Source organism: Alsobacter sp. P4_H11 (assembly GCF_056400925.1).
Genome location: NZ_JBFUKI010000001.1, coordinates 300212 through 318189 on the forward strand (window position 1 = coordinate 300212; position 17978 = coordinate 318189).

Below are 17978 nucleotides of genomic sequence, written 5' to 3' on the forward strand. Positions count from 1 at the left end.
AAATTCCAGCAGGAACTCGATGGCCAACAATTCCATCCGGCCGATCATCGTCAAGAAGGTCAAGAAGTCCGCGCACGCGCACCATGGCGGCGCCTGGAAGATCGCCTATGCGGATTTCGTGACCGCCATGATGGCGTTCTTCCTGCTGATGTGGCTGATCAGCATGACCACCCAGGAGCAGAAGACCGGCCTCGCGAACTACTTCTCGCCGCCAAACGTCAGCCCCACCACCAGCGGCTCCGGCGGCATCCTGATGGGCGCCGCCATCGACAAGCCGGGCAGCAAGGCGTCGGACATTCGCGACGCGCCGGTGGGTGGAACGGGCCGCGTCAGCGACCGCGAGCCCAGCCCGCCGACCGCGCTCATCCGGGATCCCAGCCGCCCGATCGCCAGCGGGGCCAACCAGAGCGCCGCCGCAAGCATCCGCGAAGCGCTCCAGAAGATGCCCGAATACACCGAGCTGTCGCGCAACATCGTGGTCGAGGCGACCCGGGAGGGCGTGAACGTCTCCCTCACGGACCAGGACGGCCGCTCGATGTTCCCCGAGGGCTCGGTCAACCCCTATGAGCGCACCCGTCTCGTGCTGGTGGCGCTGGCGCCCACCCTGCGCCGGCTGAACAACCGCCTCTCCGTCACCGGCCACACGGCCGCCACGCGCCCGGGCTCGCAGAGTTCGGACTCCTGGGGCCTCAGCGCCGGGCGCGCGGTCGCGGTGCGCGAGATCCTGTCGACCGCCGGTTTCCCGAGCAACCGCTTCACTTCCGTTGCGGGACGCGCCGACACCGAGCCGGTGTTCCCCGACAACCCCCACCTCGCGTCGAACCAGCGCTTGACGATCACGCTGATCAACGAAGCGCCGCCGATGCCCCCGGGCGCCTTCCGCTAACCGCGGGAGCCTCGGCTCGCCCGGGTGGAACGCTGGATTTGGGATGCAGCGTAGCGGAAAGGGCGCCAGTCGCGAGTGTCCGCCAAGCTATTCGGAAACCTCATTGTTCCCCTCAGAAATCGCACCATCGGTTTCGCTTGCAACCATAAGCGCTATGCCTTCCTTGGGCGCGAGCTGAGCTCATAGCTCGGCGCCATCAAGCCCAGTGGCGTGTACAAGTAGCTGATCACGAGTGATGGCACGCCACGGCTGCCGACCTCGAGCAGCCTTCCATGCTCGGGGTGTTCGGACAGGTCTGCCGTGATGTGCGCCAGCCCTTTGTTTGTCATGTGAAACACCGCCACCAGGGCTTCCTCTGCTTCCTGCCTACCGCCCTCGTACCGGCTCAGCGCCGTTTCAGGATCGACCGTCTTCAGCGGCCCATCGGCGTTGCTGAAATGCTCGATCCCGACGTCGTCTGGCTTTCGCTTTCGATTGCCGAGGAGGCGACCGTTCTTTTCGCGCAGGCCCAAAAACTCGAGCAGCGCCCGGCAGTGCACTAGCCCGGCCTCGATTGCTGGGTTCGTGAAGGCATTCAGGTTGCCTTCCATGATCTGGTTGCCGTCGACGTACATCGTTAGGGAAGGTGAACCAGCCCAGTTAGACCGGAGGCGCAGCGCATAGTTGAGAGTTTCCACCGCCTGCATCCGGTACGGGATCAGGTTCTGCAGGAGCTTATCGTCGTTCATCGTCAGTTCGATTGAGGCGGGGCAGGGGAGCGCGGTTTCGCAGACCTTTTCCGGTCAGAACAGAAATGGAAGCCAATAATTTGGCGGAAGGGGTGTCCGTCAAATTTACCTAACAAGCTGCGGATAATCTTGCGTATTTTTTTTATTTTGAGGCTCTACCCCAGCGGTAACCCCAGCTCGCGGTGGTCAGCGCTCGAAGGGGGGCGTCCTACGCCGGTCTCGTACATTCCCGAACTGGGTGGCTTTTGCTGATCGCAAGGTGATCTTCCGCCGACGGATGCGAGACGGTGGACTGGACCGCTCTTGGCGAGCTGAGGCGGTCGGTCCGGGAATACCTGGACACGCTCGACCAATCGGTTTGGGGCGCCCCCAGCGAGGTGAAGCCGAAGATCGTGTCCAAGTCTGATCCAGCGGCGCAATGGACCGCGGCCATGAAGGGGCACGCCTTCTTCGCCTATGCGACCAACTACCTGATCGACCTCCAGCACGCCGTCATCTTCGATTTCGAAGCCAGCCGCGCGATCCGGCAAGCCGAGGTCGGCGCAGCTCGCACCATGATCGAGCGAACGCAGGACCGCTTCGACCTCTGGCCGGCCCGCCTCGCCGCAGACAGTGCCTACGGCTCGGCCGAGAACCTTGCCTGGCTCGTCCACGAGCGCGGGATCGAGCCCAATATCCCGGTCTTCGACAAGTCGGAGCGCCAGGACGGCGCCTTCAGCCGGTCGGAGTTCACCTACAACCACGGCCAGGACGCCTATGTCTGCCCCGCCGGCAAACTGTTGCGACAGCGACAGAGAACCTTCCGGAACGCTCGTCCGCTGGCCGACGAGGACGGCATGATGCGCTACCGCGCCAGCAAACACGAATGCCGACGCCTGCTTCATGAAGCCTCGGTGCTGCCCCAACACGCCGGCCCGCAAGATCCCACGCTCGATCCAAGAAGGGGCTCGCGATATGGCTCGCGCCATCGCCACCTGAGGAGTACGTCACCTCACGCCGGCAGCGGAAAAAGGTGGAGGTGCTGTTCGCGCATCTGAAGCGCAACTTGGAGGCTCGACCGATTGCGCCTGCGCGGGCCCCAAGGAGCCCGAGACGAGTTCCACCTTGCAGCCGCCGCGCAGAACCTCAGAAGGCAGCCAAGCTCCTGCCCAACGGATCGCAGATGATGCCGGCCTGAGAAAGAAGATGCTTCGCGCCCTGGGTGGCCCGCGTCTCTGTTCGGGCCACGAGGCGTCTTTTTCAACGACATCGGCTCAAAGGCGACTGAGCTGAACGGGCGCTTCTGACCCACAGCGGACATCGCCAAAGTCCGCTCAGGGGAGTGACTTGAAATTGGCAATGAGCAGCTGGAGCTGAAAGCTGACATTCGCGGTGATGCGTTGCGTGTGTTCCAGCCTGGCTGTGGTTGGGCGATTACTTCACGACCGCACCCCGCTCAGCTCGACGGGCGCGCAACGACAGGAACATAGTCTTCCAGGTCCTCATCGTCGAAACTGACCGTGCGGCCCAGTTCCGCGGACCGATAAAGCGCCATCAACATTCGTACGACTTCGACGCCGTCCGTGAACGTCTCCATCGGGGCTGTTCCCTTTCGGAAAGCCTCGACGAAATGGCGGTTTTCGAGCGTGTAGCCGTAGATTCCGGCTTCATCCTCGAGCACGGGCATCAGGCCCTGTTCGGCGTTCTGTTTCTCGACAAGGTCTTCGCCGGCGCTACCCGTGACCGCCCGCGACATGAACACCTTGAGGCCGGAGCCAAGGGAGTTGAACTCCATGGCGTATTCCGGACCCAGCAATTCCAGCGTGATGCGCAGGCCGGCGCCGACATAGGCCCAGGACGTCGTCGCCTCGATGATCAGTTCATTCCCTTCGGCGTCCTGCAGGGTGATGAGCCCGCGGGCGAAGTCCTCCGCGGGGCGGCGGCCATAGTCCACTCCGGCGCCCATCGAAGCCTTCAGCCGCTCCGCATAGGCCGGCCGCGTCCATTTCAGGTTCGCCACCGTCGCGCTCGCCGAAACGAGCTTCAGCGCGTCGCGCGGTTCTCCCGGCGCGGCGAGCATGAAGCGGGCGACCTCCACGCTGTGGCACATCATGTCGGACAGCACGCCGCCGCCCTGCAACTCACCCTGCCAGAACCAGGGCTCGTGCGGGCCGCTATGCTCCTCGGTGGCGCGGGCTATATAGGGGCGGCCGGTCGTCGGCACGGCCCGCCGCCAGATAATGTCGCGCCCTCGCAGCACGGCCGTCGAGAACAGCTGGTTCTCCAGGTAGCCGTGTAGCAACCCGCAATCCTCGATCAGGGCGAGCATACGCCGCGCCTCGCGCAGAGTTCGGGCCAGGGGCTTCTCGCAGGCCACGGCCCGAAGTCCCGTCGCGCCCTGCTTCACAAGGCGGTGGATTTCGGTCATGGCCTCGATGCGGGCGTGGTTGGGATTGACCAGCCACACGGCGTCCACCTGGCCGGAGGTGAGCATTTCCTCGATGCTCGGAAACGCGACGCAGGCGCCGAGCTCCTGCTCGCGCGCCTTGGCCGCCAAGGCGTCCCGCCGTCCGGGGCTGGGAGCGTAGACCCCCGTGACCTCCACGTTGCGGACGCCCACCAGAGACGCGAGATGGAAGTTCGCCATGAACCCGGCTCCGATGAAGCCGATCCGGAGCGTGGAAAGCTGGTCGCGCAACACCGTCGTCTTCTCCTTTGTGCGTTGTCCGCCGGCCGAGGACCGATGTTCAGTCATGCGGGTTCAGGGCATCGTTCAAGGCGTCGCCGAGCATGTTGAACCCGATCACGACGACCACGATCGCCAACCCCGGCCAGACCGCCATCCAGGGCGCCTCCACCAGGAACTGCCGAGCCGAGTCGAGCATGCTCCCCCAGGACGGCGCCGGCGGAAGCTGGCCGAGACCGAGGAATGCGAGGCTGGCTTCGGCCAGAACCGCGATGGCGGTCGTCAGCGCCGCCTGCACGATGATCGGCGGCAAGATATTCGGCAGAATATAGGCGGTCAGGATCTTGGGGTGGGACAGCCCGACCGACCACGCCGCGCTGACGTAATCTTCTTGTCGCACGGCCAGCGTCTGCCCTCGCGCGAGCCGGACGAAGACCGGCATCGCCGAAATCCCGATGGCGATCATCGCGTTCTGCAAGCTCGGGCCGAGAAACGCCGCGAGCGCGATCGCCAGCACCAGAAAAGGGCAGGCCAGCAAAGCGTCGGTCAGGCGCGAGATCACGAGGTCGGCTATGCCGCCGAAATAGCCTGCGATCATGCCGAAGGGCAGGCCGACCGCGAGCGCGATGCCGACGGATAGGAAACCCGCCGCCAGGGACGCGCGCGCGCCGTAGATCACGCGCGACAGGACGTCCCGGCCGAGATCGTCCGTGCCGAACCAATGCGCCGCCGAAGGCGCCTGCCGAATGGCCATCCAGTCGGAGGCGTTGGGATCATAGGGCGCGACTGCGGGCGCAAGCAGGGCAGCGAGCATGAAGCCGAAAATGATGAGGCCGCCCAGGATTGCGGCAGGCTCGCGGATGAGGCGCCCGGCGATGGTCTTGCGTCCTATCCAGCCTCGGCCGACGTATTCCGCGGCGACCTCCGGTGCGCTCATGTGCGAATCCTGGGGTTCAGGGCCGCATAGGCGAGATCCGCCAGGAGGCTCAGCAGGAGAAAGAACGCGGCCGCGCACATCACTACGGCCTGAACAACCGCGTAGTCACGGCCGAACACGCCGTCGACGATCATTTTGCCGAAGCCCGGGATGCCGAACACCTGCTCGGTCAGCACGGCGCCCGAGAGAAGCTGGCCCAGTTGCAACGTCGCCAGCGTGACCACGGGAATGAGGCCGTTCCGAAGGGCGTGCCGGACCACCACGGTGCGCTCGGGAAGTCCCTTCGCCCTTGCGGTTCGCACGAAGTCTTGGCGCAGCACCGTCAGCATCGAGCTTCGCGTGTGGCGCATGATGATGGCCGCCGACGCCGATCCCAGCACGATGCTGGGCAGCAGCATGGTCTTGAGGTTGCCCCAGGGACTCTCGAAAAAGGGCGTGTAACCTCCCGACGGCAGCAAGCCCATCGTGACCGAAAATAGGAGGATGAGCATGATGCCGAACCAGAAGCTCGGGATAGAAAGGCCGGCCAGCCCGAGCACGCCGACGAGGTAGTCCACGATCGTGCCGCGGTTCAGCGCCGCGGCCACCCCGGCCGGCACCCCGATCCCCAACGCAATGAGCATGGACAGGATGGAGAGCTCGATCGTGACCGGAAGCTTGTCCGCCACCATGGCGCCGATCGGCAGGCCGGTGCGCACCGACGTGCCCAGGTCGCCCGACGCGAAGGCCTTCAGCCAGATCCAGTACTGGACCAGCAAGGGCTGGTCGAACTGGTACTTCTGACGAAGAAACGCGATGACTTCCGGGCTGCGGTCCTCGCCCGCGAGGGCCAGCGCCGGATCGCCCGGCAGCAGCTTCTGTAAGCCGAAGACGAGCACCGAGACCAGGAGCAGCGTGGGGATCGCCACCGCGAGCCTACCGGCCAGGAATCGCAACATCTCGGATCCTTGGAAACGAAAGCGGGGCGGCCTCGTGACCGCCCCGGCGGATCAGGAGGCGGGCTTGACGTCCTTCAAGCGCAACAGTCCGTCCGGGTACACGACGACGCCGTCCACCTTGGCGCGGGCGGCGAAGAACCAGTTGGGGTGATAGATCGGAATGGTCGGGAGGTCGGCGAGGTAGATGCCCGTCGCCTTGTCGTAGAGCTGCTTGCGCTTGGCGACGTCGCCCTCGGCCCGTGCGGCGTTCAGCACGCCCTCGAGGTCCTTGTTGCAGTACTTGTTGACGTTCTGGCCGCCATTGCAGGCGAAAAACGCGTAGAGCGTCGGGTCCGGATCGGCGCGGCCGCTCCAGTTTCCGATATACATCTCGAAGTTACCCGCCAGGTAGCGCTGGATCGCGGTGGCGGTTTCGAGCGGCAGGAGCTTCACGTCGAAACCCGCCTCCTTCGCCATCGATTGAACAATCTGCGCCACGCGGGCGTCCGTGAGGGCGTTCTCGAAGGTGATCTCGACCGGAACCGTGGTCGCCCCGGCTTCGGCCATCAGCTTCTTTGCGGCCGCGACGTCGCGCGCGGGCGCCGGATGGCTTTTCGGATAAAACGGGTCCGAAGGCGGGATCATCTGGTTGTCGGCCGTATACTCGCCGTTGAACGCCACCCTGTTGATGACGCTGCGGTCGATCGACAGCTCGAAGGCCCGGCGCAGGCGCGCATCCTTCTGCAAGGGCGAACTCGCCTTCTCGGGCTCGCCGACCTTGACCATCAGGTGAGAGACCGCGAGCCCGGGCGCGCTGTGCAGCTTGAGGTTCTTGTCGTCGCGCACGGTCTTCAGGTCGGTCGGCGCGATGCGCTCGGCGATATCGAGGTCGCCGGCCCGCACGCGCGCCAGTCGAACGGTGGAGTCGGGGATGTAGGAGTAGAGAATCTCGTCGTAGCCATAGCGGCCCGCATCCCAGTAGGAGGCGTCCTTCTGGAGCCGGATCAGATCGCGCGACTTGCGCTCGACGAACTTGTACGGACCGACGCAGACGGGATTTGCGGAGAAATCCTCTTTCGCGCCGGCCGCCGGCGAGACCATCATGCCGGCTCGGTCGCTCAGCACCGACATCAGCGGCGCGAAGGGCTCCTTGAGATTGAACCGAACCTGGTCGGGCGCCAGCACGTCCACCGACGCGACGGCGGCCAGTTCCGCCTTGCGGCGCGAATCTTTCATCGTCTGCATGCGGTCGATGTTGAACTTCACGGCCGCCGCGTCGAAGGGCGTCCCATCCTGGAAGGCGACCCCCTTGCGCAACGTAAGAACGACCGACTTCTGGTCGTCCGCAAAGGTCCACTTCTCGGCAAGCTGGGGAACGATGCTCAAGTCCTGCCCGATGTCGACGAGCTTGTCGCACATCGCGGCGAACACGAAGCGGCCCATATAGGTGCCGCTCGTGGCCGGGTCGAGCGCGTCGGGATCGTCCTGGATGCCGACCCGCAAGGTGGTCGCATGGGCGCTTGAGAGAGCGAGGAGCGGCGCCACCGCTAAGGCTGCGAACAGGGACCGGCGCAAGCGCATGAGATTGTTCCTCCCGTCCGCCATGTTGGATGTCGGCGGTCGTCTTTCGATGTGTAATGGATGCATGCGGCAGGTCCTTTGTAAAGGAACCTGACGAATGTAGATCGTACGATGTTTCGCGAGGGCCGCAACCAGTCAAGAAGGCAAGCTTCAGGTTGACATCGCCAGGCGATCAGTTCCAATTTGTCTGCCACCTTGACGAATTAGGTCCGCATGACAGACGCTATGACAACACCGCTGGCGCGCCAGATGTCAGTTCGCGCCGTCATGGAGGCGCTGATGCGGGCCGGCCCCATCTCGCGAGCCGAACTGGCGCGCGCGACGGGCCTGTCCAAGCAGACGGCGTCCGAAGTGGTCCGCGAGCTGGAGACGAATGGCTGGATCCGGGAACGGGGCCAGACGCAGGGCCTCGTCGGGCGCAGCGCAACGACCTATGAGCTCGACGCAGGGCGCGCCTATGTGCTGGGGGTCGATCTCGGCGGCACCAAGGTGCATGTGGCGCTCGCCGACCTGTCCGGCGCCATAGCGGCGGAGGAGGTCGAAGCGACCGACCGGCGCGGCGGCCATCACGTCATCGAGCAGATTGCGGCGCTCACCCGCAGCGCAGCGGCTCGCGCCGGAGCCGACCCTCGACGGATCCGGCATGGCGCCATGGGCAGCCCCGGCGTATTCCAGCCCGGGTCCGGCCGCATCATCATCGCACCCAATATTCCGGACCTAGACCGAATCGACGTCGTCAAGGCTCTGCGCGATTCGCTGGGTTTCGGCGTGGCGGTCGAGAACGACGTCAATCTGGCGGCGGTGGGCGAGCGTTGGCGCGGATGCTGCCGGGAGGCCGCCACCTTCGCGTTCGTGGCGCTCGGCACGGGCATCGGCATGGGCCTGATGGCCGACTGCAGGCTCATCCGCGGCGCTCGCGGGGCGGCGGGCGAGATCGCGTACCTACCCCTGGGCGGCGACCCCTTCGACTCGCGCGGGTATCGCTTGGGCACGCTGGAGAACGCCATCGGGAGCGTCGCCATCATGGAGCGCTATCGGGGCCTGGGCGGACAGGGCGCCGAGGACGTGCGTGGCGTTTTCGATCGCCTAGTAGACGGCGACGCCACGGCGCGAACCACGATGGACGAGGTGGCCCGCGTGCTCGCGCAGGCCCTCATGGCGATCCGAGCCATTCTGGACCCGGAGCTGGTGGTACTGGGTGGCAGCATCGGGGCGCGACCGGAACTGGTGGAGCGCGTGCGCGCGCTTCTGAACGGGTTAATGGCGGAGCCGCTTCGGGTCGAGGCCAGCCCGTTGGGCGGCCGCGCCGCCCTGATGGGCGCGGTGGGAACGGCCCTGTCCACACTCTACGACTCGGTTTTCGGGATGACGGATCTCCCTGGGGAGCAGGCGCGGACCACAGGCGCAGAAACGGCGGCCTGATCAGGCGGAGCAACGACGATGCGCGATTTCATGAAGCCGGGCCGGTCCGTGGCCATCGCCGAGAACGGGATGGCGGCGACGTCGCATCCCGCCGCCACGCTGGCCGCGCTGGAGATCCTGAAGGCGGGCGGCAACGCCTTCGACGCCGCGATCGCGGCGGTCGCCCTGCAGGGCGTCATCGATCCGCACATGACGGGGATCGGCGGCGACTGCTTCGTCCTGTTCAAGCCGGCGGGCGGAGCCCCTGTCGCGCTCAATGGGTCGGGTCGGGCCGCCGGCCGCGCGGACGCCGCGTGGTTCCTCGAGCGCGGCATGGACGTGATTCCGGACGGGTCGGCCCATGCGGTTACGATCCCTGGCGCGGTCGACGCCTGGCTCCGCCTCTCGGCCGACCACGGCCGCATGAGCCTCGACGAGGTCTTCGCTCCCGCGATCGCCGCCGCCGAGGGCGGCTACGTGGTGACGCCGCGCGTGGCGCTCGACTGGGCCCGCTACGCCGGCCGGGTCGCGGCCCACGCGGCGGCGGCAAAGATGTTTCTGCCCGGCGGGCAGGCGCCGATCGCGGGCGACCGGATGGCCGCCCCGGCCCTGGGCGGAACCCTGCGCCGGATCGCCCGGGAGGGCCGCTCCGCCTTCTACGAAGGCGAGGCGGCTGAGGAAATGACCGCCGTGCTGAACGCCGCTGGCGGCCTCCACGCAGCCGAAGACTTCGCCGCGCAGGTCTGCGACTATGGAGAACCGATCCGCGCCGCCTATCGCGGTTACGACCTGCTGGAATGTCCGCCCAACGGCCAGGGCCTCGCGGCCCTTCTGATCGCCCGCATCCTGGACGGGTTCGATCTCGCGGGTTCGGACCTGAGCGAGGCCGACCGGATCCACCTGCTGGCGGAAGCCACCAAGGCGGCCTACGGGTGGCGCGATCTGCTGATCGCCGACCCGGCGCACCATCGCCTGGACATCGACGAGATCCTGTCGGAGCGCTCCATCGCGCGCCTGCGTGCTCCCATCAGGCTGGACCGGGCCTCGGAGGCCGGCGCTTTCGACGGTCCGGTCCACCGCGACACGGTCTACGTCACCGTGGTCGACCGGGATCGCAACGCCGTATCCTTCATCAACTCCCTGTTTTTCGCGTTCGGCAGCGGCATCTACGCCCCCCGGTCGGGCGTTCTGCTGCAGAACCGGGGCGCGGGGTTCAGGGTGGACCCCAAGCATCCCAACTGCATCGCGCCGGGCAAGCGGCCGATGCACACCATCATCCCCGGCATGCTGATGCGCGACGGCGAGGCCGTGATGTCCTTCGGCGTCATGGGCGGCCAGTACCAGGCCGCCGGGCACGCCCATATCGTCTCGCGCGTGGTCGATTTCGGGGATGATCCGCAGGGCGCCTCCGACCGGCCCCGCAGCTTCTGCTTTGACGGCGTGCTTTCGCTGGAGCCCACGATCCCGGACGCCGTGCGGGCGGACCTGGCCGCGCGCGGGCACAGGACCGCATGGGCGGACGAGCCGTTGGGCGGGTGCCAGGCGATCTGGATCGACCATCGAAGGGGCGTGCTTCTCGGCGGAACTGACCACCGCAAGGACGGCGTCGCGCTCGGTTATTGAGCCTGTCGAGCCCAAGGAGTGCATCGCGTGACCGAGCCCCTGCTTTCCGTCGACGGCCTCACTCTGGCGCTGCCCGAGGATGCGGACCGCGCCAACGCGGTCACGGACGTGTCCTTCTCGGTCGCGCGAGGTGAGATCGTCTGCCTCGTGGGCGAGTCGGGGTCGGGCAAGTCGATCTGCGCGCAAACCCTGATGGGACTGCTGCCGCCGGCCATCCGGAGGGCCGGCGGGGCCGTCACGTTCGAGGGCCTCGACCTTCTGGCGCTCGAACCGGAGGCGTGGCGAACGCTGCGCGGCCGCCGGATCGCGATGATTTTTCAGGAGCCGATGACGGCGCTGAACCCGGTCATGCGCATTGGCGACCAGATCGCCGAAACCTTCGAGGCGCATGGCGTGCACACGCCTGCGGAGAGACGCGAGCGGGCTCTGGCTCTCGCCGGCGAGGTGGGCCTGCCTGATCCCGCCCGCATCCTGCAGGCCTATCCGCACGAGATCTCCGGGGGACAAAGGCAGCGGGCGATGATCGCCATGGCGCTGGCGCTCGAGCCGGCCTTGCTGGTCGCCGACGAGCCGACCACCGCGCTGGATGTGACCACCCAGGCGCAGATCCTGAAACTCATCCGCGAGCTCCAGCGTCGCCGCCAGATGGGCGTGGTCTTCATCACGCATGATTTCGGCGTCGTGCGCGAGATCGCCGACACCGTGGTGGTTCTCGAAAAGGGCAGGGTGGTGGAGACCGGCTCGGCCGCAGAAGTGCTGACGAGGCCGCGTCACCCCTATACGCGTGCGCTCCTCGACGCCATTCCGTCCCTCGATCCCGCCGGCTCGAGGCTTGCTGAAGACCAGATCGTCTGCGATGTCGCCGGCTTGACGAAGACCTACGCCAGCCGGTCAGGCCTCTTCGGGGACATGCGGGTCGTTCATGCGGTGAAGGATGTCAGCTTCAACATCCGCCGTGGAGAGACGCTCGGGCTCGTCGGTGAATCCGGGTCCGGCAAATCCACCGTCGCGCGCCTCGTGATGCGTTTGCTCGATCCCGATCGCGGAGTTATCCGGATCGGCGGCGCCGACCTCGCGGGCGCGAGCGGCGCTGCCCTGCGAACGGCGCGGCGTCGGGTGCAGATGGTGTTCCAGGATCCCTTCGCGTCCCTCAATCCGAGGCGCAGGATCGGACTTAGCATCGCCGACGGGCCGATCGCCAGCGGAACGCCTCGAGCCGTGGCCTTGGAGGAGGCGCGGGATTTACTTGCTCTCGTGGGCCTCGATCCGCGCGCGGCGAACCGGTATCCGCACGAGTTCTCGGGCGGCCAGCGCCAGCGCATCGGCATCGCGAGGGCGTTGGCGCTCAAGCCGGATTTGATTGTGGCAGACGAACCTGTCTCGGCGCTGGACGTCTCGGTGCAAAAGCACGTGCTTGAGTTGCTGGACGAGCTCAAGACACGGCTGCGGCTTTCGATGCTGTTCATCACGCATGACCTGCACGTAGCCGCCCAGGTCTGCGACAGGATCGCGGTGATGCGTCGGGGCGAGATCGTGGAATTGCGCCTGGCGCGAGATCTCTTCGCGTCGCCCGAGCACCCCTACACGCGCGAGCTGCTCGCCGCCGCGCCACGGTTGCCCCACGTAGAGAGGGATTCGCAATCTCAGCTGTAGGTACGCTTCTGACCCAAAGCAGCTGATGGGCACGTCCGCTTCGTGTGTGATCGCATCTCACGCCCGAGTGCGTGCGCCGGTTTGATGTTCTAATCGGCGTTGCGTTTGTCGAAATCCCAGACCCGCTCGAACCCGATCATGCGGACGAAATCCGAGAAGCCGGCCAGCTCGCCGCTCCATGCTCGCGTCGAGCCCGTTTCGCGAATGTGCCCGTAGACCGACGACAGCGCGGCCGACGCCGCGAGAAGACCCGCGACCGGGTAGATGGCGACCTTGTAGCCAAGCCCTTCAAGCTCGGCTCGGGACATGATCGGCGTGCGCCCGCCTTCCACCATGTTGGCCAGCAGCGGCACGTCGAAGGTCGATCCGATCTTGCGCATCTCCTCCTCGCTCTCGGGAGACTCGATGAAGAGGATGTCGGCGCCGGCCTTCAGGAAGGCCTCGCCCCGCCGCAACGCCTCGTCGAGGCCGTGGGCGGTTCTGGCGTCCGTTCTGGCGACGATCTTGAAGTCGCGCGACGATCTCGCCTCCGAGGCGACGCGGATCTTGTGCGCCGCGTCGCCGATCGGGATCACGCGCCGGCTTGGCGTGTGGCCGCACTTCTTGGGAAATTCCTGGTCTTCCAGCTGGATCGCCTGCGCGCCGGCCGCCTCGTAGCCGCGCACGGCATGGTCGACATTCAGGAGGCCGCCATAGCCGGTGTCGCCGTCCGCGATCAGCGGCGTCGAGACACCCTCGGCGATCTGCCGGACGCGGCCGACCATGTCCGTATAGGTTGCGAGCCCCGCGTCGGGGTAGCCCAGATGCGATGCGACGACGCCGAAGCCCGTCATGTAGAGCGCATCGAAGCCGGCCGCGTCGGCGAGCTTGGCCGAGACCATGTCGTAGACGCCGGGCGCGACGAGGAGGCCCGGCTGGGAAAGGCGTTGGGAGAGACTGGCGGGCATCGCGGTTCCTCGTGCGAAATCCCGGCGGCGCTGGCCGCCGGGCAGAGCCAAGGCTCATCAGGGAGCCGGGTAGGTGATCTTGGCGGCGGCCTTTTCGGCCGGCCAGATCACTTCCTGCCCGCCGTCGGGCCTGTACTGAACGGCGATCATGCTCTTGTCGGTGATGAGCTGGTGCTTGCCGCCCATCTCGGAGGGCGTATAGGCGACCTTGCCGTAGGGCGTGTCGAAGGTCATGGACCCGAGCTTATCCAGGATCTTGGCCCGGTCCCACGATCCCGCCGCCTTGGCGGCTTCGGTGAGCGTCTGCATGGCGACGTAGCCCTGCACGGCGCTCGACACGACCTCGCCGCCACGCTTCGCCTCGGCCTTCTTGACCCATTCGGCCAGGCCAGGCGTCGTCTGCTTCGAGGACCACAGGTCGATCACCACCACGTTGTCGCCGGCGGCCGCGAAGTCGGAGCGCTTCTCGCCGGCGCCCTGGGTGACGAGCAGCTTCGGCTTGATGCCGAGTTGTGCCGCCTGCCGGGCGATCTGGATGTTGTCGCCCGAGTAGCCGATCAGGAACAGCACGTCGGGATTGAGCCCCTTGGCGCGGTTCAGGATCGGCGAGAAGTCGGGCGTTCCGGCGCGGAACGGCTCCTTCATGACGACCTCGAGGCCGGCTTCCTTGGCGTATTGCTCCGTGAACTTGGCGCCGTCCGTGCCGTAGAGCTTGTCCTCGTAGGCGATCGCGAGCGTCTTCACGCCGGGGATGCTCTTGAAAAAGTTCACGGCCGCCTTCTGGCGGTGATAGTCCCAGATATAGACGTGGTAGTACCAGTCGTTCTTGCCGAAGGTTTCCTCGAGGCGGACCGACGACGAGCCCGGGTGCACGAAGATCGGGTCGTAGCGCTGCAGGGCGCTCAGGAGCGCGAAATCGGCGGTGCTGCCGAAGCCGCCGACCACCGCGTCGACCTTGTCCTGGGTGGCCAGCTTCGCGGCGATGCCCGCGGAGGTATTCGGCTCGCCCTTGGTGTCCTCGACGATCAGCTCGATCTTGCGCCCGAACAGGCCGCCGGCCTCGTTGACCTCTTCGGCGGCGTACTGGACGCCCCACAGGATCTGGTTGCCGCCGCCCGCAAGGGCGCCGGTCAGCGGCAGTGGCACGCCGATCTTCAGCGGCGCATTCTGCTGCGCGACCGCCGGCGTCAGAGACGCGATGGCGGCTACCGCGGCGGTCGCCAGCAGGCGACCCAGTGTCTTCATCATCATGGTCGTTTCCTCCCTCGGTGTCCGATCTTGGTCGTCGGACGTGCGTCGAACGGGGCTCGGGGCGACTCGGCGTTGCTCAGAGTCCCAGATAGGCTATCCTCAACTTCTCATTGTTCCGCACCTCCTCGACCGTGCCGCTCAGCGCCAGGCGACCCTCGTCCAGGACGAGGCAGTTGTCCGCGACGCTGACCGCCGCGGCGAAGTTCTGCTCCGCCATCACGACTGCGCAGCTGCTCGTCGCCTTGATGCGCCCCAGCGCCTCGAAGAGCTCCTCGACGAGCTTGGGCGAGAGCCCGGCCGAGGGCTCGTCCAGCACCAGCACGCGCGGCTCGATCATGAGCGCGCGGGCGATCGCGAGCATCTGCCGCTGGCCGCCGCTCATGGAGCCGGCAAGCTGGCCCAGCCGCTCCCGCAGGACGGGAAAAAGCTCAAAGGCCAGGTCGAAAAGCCGGCTGCGCTCGCCGGGCCTCGATGGCCGTCCAGTGGCATCGAAAGCGCCCCTGAGGTTCTCCTCCACGGTGGCGTTGCTGAAGCAACGCGCTCCATCCGGCACATAGGCGACGCCGGCGCGGGCCAGGCCCCATGGGGGCAGGTCGGAGAGATCTGCGCCGTCCAGGCTGATGCCGCGGCGCTCCGCATCCACGGTTCCGACCAAGGCCCGCAGCGCCGTGGTCTTGCCCGCCCCGTTGGGCCCCAGCAGGACGAGGAGTTCGCCGCCGGACGCCGAGAAGGACAGCTTGGGGATGACGACGAGCTCGCCATAGCCGGCCCGCTCCAGGCTGACCTCGAACCTGTTCAAAGCCTGAACCCCTTCCCGAGATAGGCTTCGCGCACGTCCGGGTCCGTCAGCACCGCCTGGGGCGGGCCCTGCGCCAGCACCTTGCCCTGGTTCAGCACGACAGCGTGGCCGCACAGGCGCGCGATGATCTTCATCACGTGTTCGATCACCACGATGGTGACGCCCGACGCGTGGATCTCCCGCACGAGGCCGATTACCTGGTCGGTGTCCTCCAGGCTCAGCCCTGCCATGGACTCGTCGAGCAGCAGCACGCGCGGGCGGCAGGCCAGCGCCCGCGCAATCTCAAGGCGGCGAAGGTCCGACACGGAGAGTTGGCCGCAGCGCGTTCCGACCTCCGGCCGAAGGCCGCAATAGCGGGCGAGGTCCGCCGTGTTGCGGGCGCCGCCGGGCAGCGGGCGGTCCGACCTGGCGTAGAGGAGCGGGACGGCGATGACCTCCGCGATCGTGAGGTCCTTCGGCACGCGGGGCACCTGGTAGGTTCGCGCCAGCCCCTTGTGGACGATCTTGTCAGGGCGAAGCCCCTGCACGGGCTCGCCGCCCAGCAGGACGCCGCCACGCCGTGGCGGGATCTGGCCCGAGACCATGTTGACGAAGGTGCTCTTCCCGGAACCGTTCGGCCCGATCAGGGCCGTAATGGCTCCATCCGGGATATCGAGACTGACATCGTCGATCGCGCGCAGGCCGCCGAAGGCCACCGTGCATCCGTCAATCCGGAGCGCTGCGCTCATGCGGCCGCCCTCGCCTTGACGGGGATGCCGCCCTTGGCGCCGCGCCGGCCGCGCAGCAGCTTGCGGCCGAACCCGACGAGGCCTTCCGGCATGCCGACGATGAACAGGATGATGACTGCGCCGTATACGACCTGATAACCCACCCCGCCGACGAAATGGCGGGCGAGTTCCTCCAAAAGCCGCAGCACAACCGCGCCGACAACGGGGCCTAGCGTCGTGTCCATGCCGCCCAGGATCGTGACGGCGAGCGGCAGGACGTTCCAGTTGGTGGTGAACACGTCTTCGGGGATGACGTAGCCGTAGAGCCCGCAGTAACAGGCGCCCGCGAGGCCGGCCACCATGCCGGATACCGCGAAAGCCAGGATCTTCAAGCGCGTCACCGGCACGCCGGAGGCGGCCGCGAGGTCTGGATTGTTGCGGATCATGAAGAATGCCGGACGGAAACGGCGGCCGAGAAAGATGTCGCTCACCAGCGCGGCCGCGACCAGACAGCCGGTGATGAACAAAAGCTGCCGAGGGGGCGACCCGCCCGCGATCACGGGCGGCATGATGCCGGTCGAGCCTCCGGTGATCCCGGGAGTCACCAGGATCAGGACCTGGATGGACAGGCTGAACGAGAGCGTCGCGATGGTGAAGTAGAGGCGCCGAAGGCGCAGCGTGATCGCGCCCAGCACAACCGCCACGACGGCGCAGAGCAGGATGCCGAGGGTCCAGCCGAGCACCGGGCCGACGATCGGCGTCAGCAGGCCGGAGCCGTAGCCGCCGATGCCGAAAAACGCCGCATGGCCCAGCGAAACCTGGCCGGTGCGGGACAGGATGTCCCACGCGAGCGCCAGGATCGCCGAAATCAGGGTGCCGATCGCGACCTGGATCAGGAACGGGTGGTCGGCGGCCAGGATCAACAGCGAGGGGGCGGAGATCGCCACATAAACGCCGAGGCGGGTCAGAACGGTCCTGCTCATGGCTGGGCCTGCCTTCCGAACAGCCCGCTCGGCCGGACCACCAGCACGAGAAGCAGGATCAGGAACGCGACGCCGAAGCCCCAGCTGCCGCCCTGCGGCACGAAGTTGCTGGTCAGGCCCTCGGCCAGCGCTAGGACGGCGCTGCCGATCAGCGCGCCCGGGATGTTGCCCAGCCCGCCCAGCGTTATGATCGCGAAGGCGCGGATCACGAGGTCGACGCCGACGGTGGGCTGAACATAAAGGATCAACGCCACGAGCCCGCCCGAGACCCCGGCCGCCGCTCCCCCGATCACGAACGAGAGCTCGAACACCCGGTCCACGTTGATGCCGGCATGCATCGCCAGGGCGGGGTCGTCGCTGGCGAAGCGCATCTGCGTCCCGTAACGCGTGTGATTACGGATGGCGTACATCGCCACGAACATCAGCAGCCCCACAAGCGCGACCGCGATGTTGTTGCCGGGCACCGTGACGCCGGCGAAGTTCAGGGTGGGCAAAAGCTGCGGCGCCTGCATGACGCGCGGGTCCGGCGACCAGGCGATTACCGCCAGGTTGAGGATCAGGATGGACAGGCCGAGCGTGGCGAGCAGCTGGTTGTGCTCGTCCTGCTTCAGGACCCGCGCCAGGAAGCCGCGATAGACGAGGGCCGAGAAGGCGCCGAGCGCGATCCCGGATGCGGCCATGCCGAGCCACGGCGAAACGCCGTAGCGCGTATGCAGCCAGTAGGTCAGAAACGCGCCCAGCATCACGAACTCGCCGTGGGCGAAGTTGATGATGCGAGTGACTCCGACCGTGAGCGTGAGCCCGGCCGCCACGGCGGCATAAAGCCCCGCCATCGAGAGCGCCAGCAAGATGGCCTGAACGACGGAGGCGACCATCATCGCCGGTCTCCGGGGCCGGGAG

Annotated in this window: 15 protein-coding genes and 1 pseudogene; 5 read left to right on the forward strand and 11 right to left on the reverse strand. The window is 66.9% G+C overall.

The features are described from left to right. The first annotated feature begins 19 nt into the window (after nucleotides 1–19). Entirely contained in the window at nucleotides 20–886 is an 867-nt protein-coding gene (locus AC1DSZ_RS01360) for a flagellar motor protein MotB (protein ID WP_476836604.1), read from the forward strand. A 152-nt stretch (nucleotides 887–1038) separates the two neighbouring features. On the opposite strand, the gene AC1DSZ_RS01365 is transcribed toward AC1DSZ_RS01360, so the two are convergent. Continuing rightward, nucleotides 1039–1614 (reverse strand): hypothetical protein, encoded by a 576-nt coding sequence (locus tag AC1DSZ_RS01365; RefSeq protein ID WP_476836605.1) that lies wholly within the window; start codon nucleotides 1612–1614, stop codon nucleotides 1039–1041. Between the two features lie 266 nt (nucleotides 1615–1880). Here AC1DSZ_RS01365 and AC1DSZ_RS01370 point away from each other — a divergent pair. Then, nucleotides 1881–2791 (forward strand): annotated as a pseudogene (locus tag AC1DSZ_RS01370) (transposase); the annotation flags it as partial. Between the two features lie 258 nt (nucleotides 2792–3049). Here AC1DSZ_RS01370 and AC1DSZ_RS01375 read toward each other — a convergent pair. The 4 genes from AC1DSZ_RS01375 to AC1DSZ_RS01390 all read right to left on the reverse strand — a co-directional run bounded on the left by AC1DSZ_RS01375 (nucleotide 3050) and on the right by AC1DSZ_RS01390 (nucleotide 7714). Further along, entirely contained in the window at nucleotides 3050–4240 is a 1191-nt protein-coding gene (locus tag AC1DSZ_RS01375) for a Gfo/Idh/MocA family protein (protein ID WP_476836987.1), read from the reverse strand. Nucleotides 4241–4340: 100 nt separating this feature from the next. Then, nucleotides 4341–5216 (reverse strand): ABC transporter permease, encoded by an 876-nt coding sequence (locus tag AC1DSZ_RS01380; RefSeq protein WP_476836606.1) that lies wholly within the window; start codon nucleotides 5214–5216, stop codon nucleotides 4341–4343. Further along, complete coding sequence (locus AC1DSZ_RS01385; protein ID WP_476836607.1) at nucleotides 5213–6154, reverse strand: ABC transporter permease; 942 nt, start codon at nucleotides 6152–6154, stop codon at nucleotides 5213–5215. Before AC1DSZ_RS01385 ends, AC1DSZ_RS01380 begins: the two co-directional genes overlap by 4 nt. A 51-nt stretch (nucleotides 6155–6205) precedes the next feature. Beyond that, a complete protein-coding gene (locus tag AC1DSZ_RS01390) occupies nucleotides 6206–7714 on the reverse strand; it encodes an ABC transporter substrate-binding protein (RefSeq protein WP_476836608.1) in 1509 nt (502 codons plus the stop codon). 249 nt (nucleotides 7715–7963) lie between these two features. On the opposite strand from AC1DSZ_RS01390, the gene AC1DSZ_RS01395 reads away from it, so the two are divergent. From AC1DSZ_RS01395 to AC1DSZ_RS01405, 3 genes are read left to right on the forward strand one after another with little or no spacing between them, the layout of a single operon-like run. After that, on the forward strand, nucleotides 7964–9136 hold the full coding sequence (locus tag AC1DSZ_RS01395; protein WP_476836609.1) for an ROK family transcriptional regulator: 1173 nt from the start codon (nucleotides 7964–7966) through the stop codon (nucleotides 9134–9136). An 18-nt stretch (nucleotides 9137–9154) separates the two neighbouring features. Beyond that, nucleotides 9155–10738, forward strand: a complete 1584-nt coding sequence (locus tag AC1DSZ_RS01400; RefSeq protein WP_476836610.1) for a gamma-glutamyltransferase family protein — start codon at nucleotides 9155–9157, stop codon at nucleotides 10736–10738. 27 nt (nucleotides 10739–10765) lie between these two features. Next, nucleotides 10766–12391, forward strand: coding sequence for an ABC transporter ATP-binding protein (locus AC1DSZ_RS01405; RefSeq protein ID WP_476836611.1), 1626 nt, complete (start codon nucleotides 10766–10768; stop codon nucleotides 12389–12391). 89 nt (nucleotides 12392–12480) lie between these two features. On the opposite strand, the gene AC1DSZ_RS01410 is transcribed toward AC1DSZ_RS01405, so the two are convergent. The 6 genes from AC1DSZ_RS01410 to AC1DSZ_RS01435 all read right to left on the reverse strand — a co-directional run bounded on the left by AC1DSZ_RS01410 (nucleotide 12481) and on the right by AC1DSZ_RS01435 (nucleotide 17956). Continuing rightward, the gene (locus tag AC1DSZ_RS01410) at nucleotides 12481–13338 is read right to left on the reverse strand and encodes an isocitrate lyase/PEP mutase family protein (RefSeq protein ID WP_476836612.1); all 858 of its coding nucleotides are present in this window, start codon (nucleotides 13336–13338) and stop codon (nucleotides 12481–12483) included. Between the two features lie 57 nt (nucleotides 13339–13395). Further along, nucleotides 13396–14589, reverse strand: a complete 1194-nt coding sequence (locus AC1DSZ_RS01415) for an amino acid ABC transporter substrate-binding protein (protein ID WP_476836613.1) — start codon at nucleotides 14587–14589, stop codon at nucleotides 13396–13398. A 76-nt stretch (nucleotides 14590–14665) separates the two neighbouring features. Then, entirely contained in the window at nucleotides 14666–15388 is a 723-nt protein-coding gene (locus AC1DSZ_RS01420) for an ABC transporter ATP-binding protein (protein WP_476836614.1), read from the reverse strand. After that, nucleotides 15385–16116: an ABC transporter ATP-binding protein gene (locus tag AC1DSZ_RS01425; RefSeq protein ID WP_476836615.1), complete on the reverse strand. Its 732-nt coding sequence runs from the start codon at nucleotides 16114–16116 to the stop codon at nucleotides 15385–15387. The genes AC1DSZ_RS01420 and AC1DSZ_RS01425 overlap by 4 nt, the downstream gene beginning before the upstream one ends. After that, nucleotides 16113–17078 carry a branched-chain amino acid ABC transporter permease gene (locus AC1DSZ_RS01430; protein ID WP_476836616.1) on the reverse strand — a complete coding sequence of 322 codons (966 nt, stop codon included), beginning with the start codon at nucleotides 17076–17078 and terminating at the stop codon, nucleotides 16113–16115. Before AC1DSZ_RS01430 ends, AC1DSZ_RS01425 begins: the two co-directional genes overlap by 4 nt. After that, complete coding sequence (locus tag AC1DSZ_RS01435; RefSeq protein WP_476836617.1) at nucleotides 17075–17956, reverse strand: branched-chain amino acid ABC transporter permease; 882 nt, start codon at nucleotides 17954–17956, stop codon at nucleotides 17075–17077. The genes AC1DSZ_RS01430 and AC1DSZ_RS01435 overlap by 4 nt, the downstream gene beginning before the upstream one ends. Nucleotides 17957–17978 lie beyond the last annotated feature (22 nt).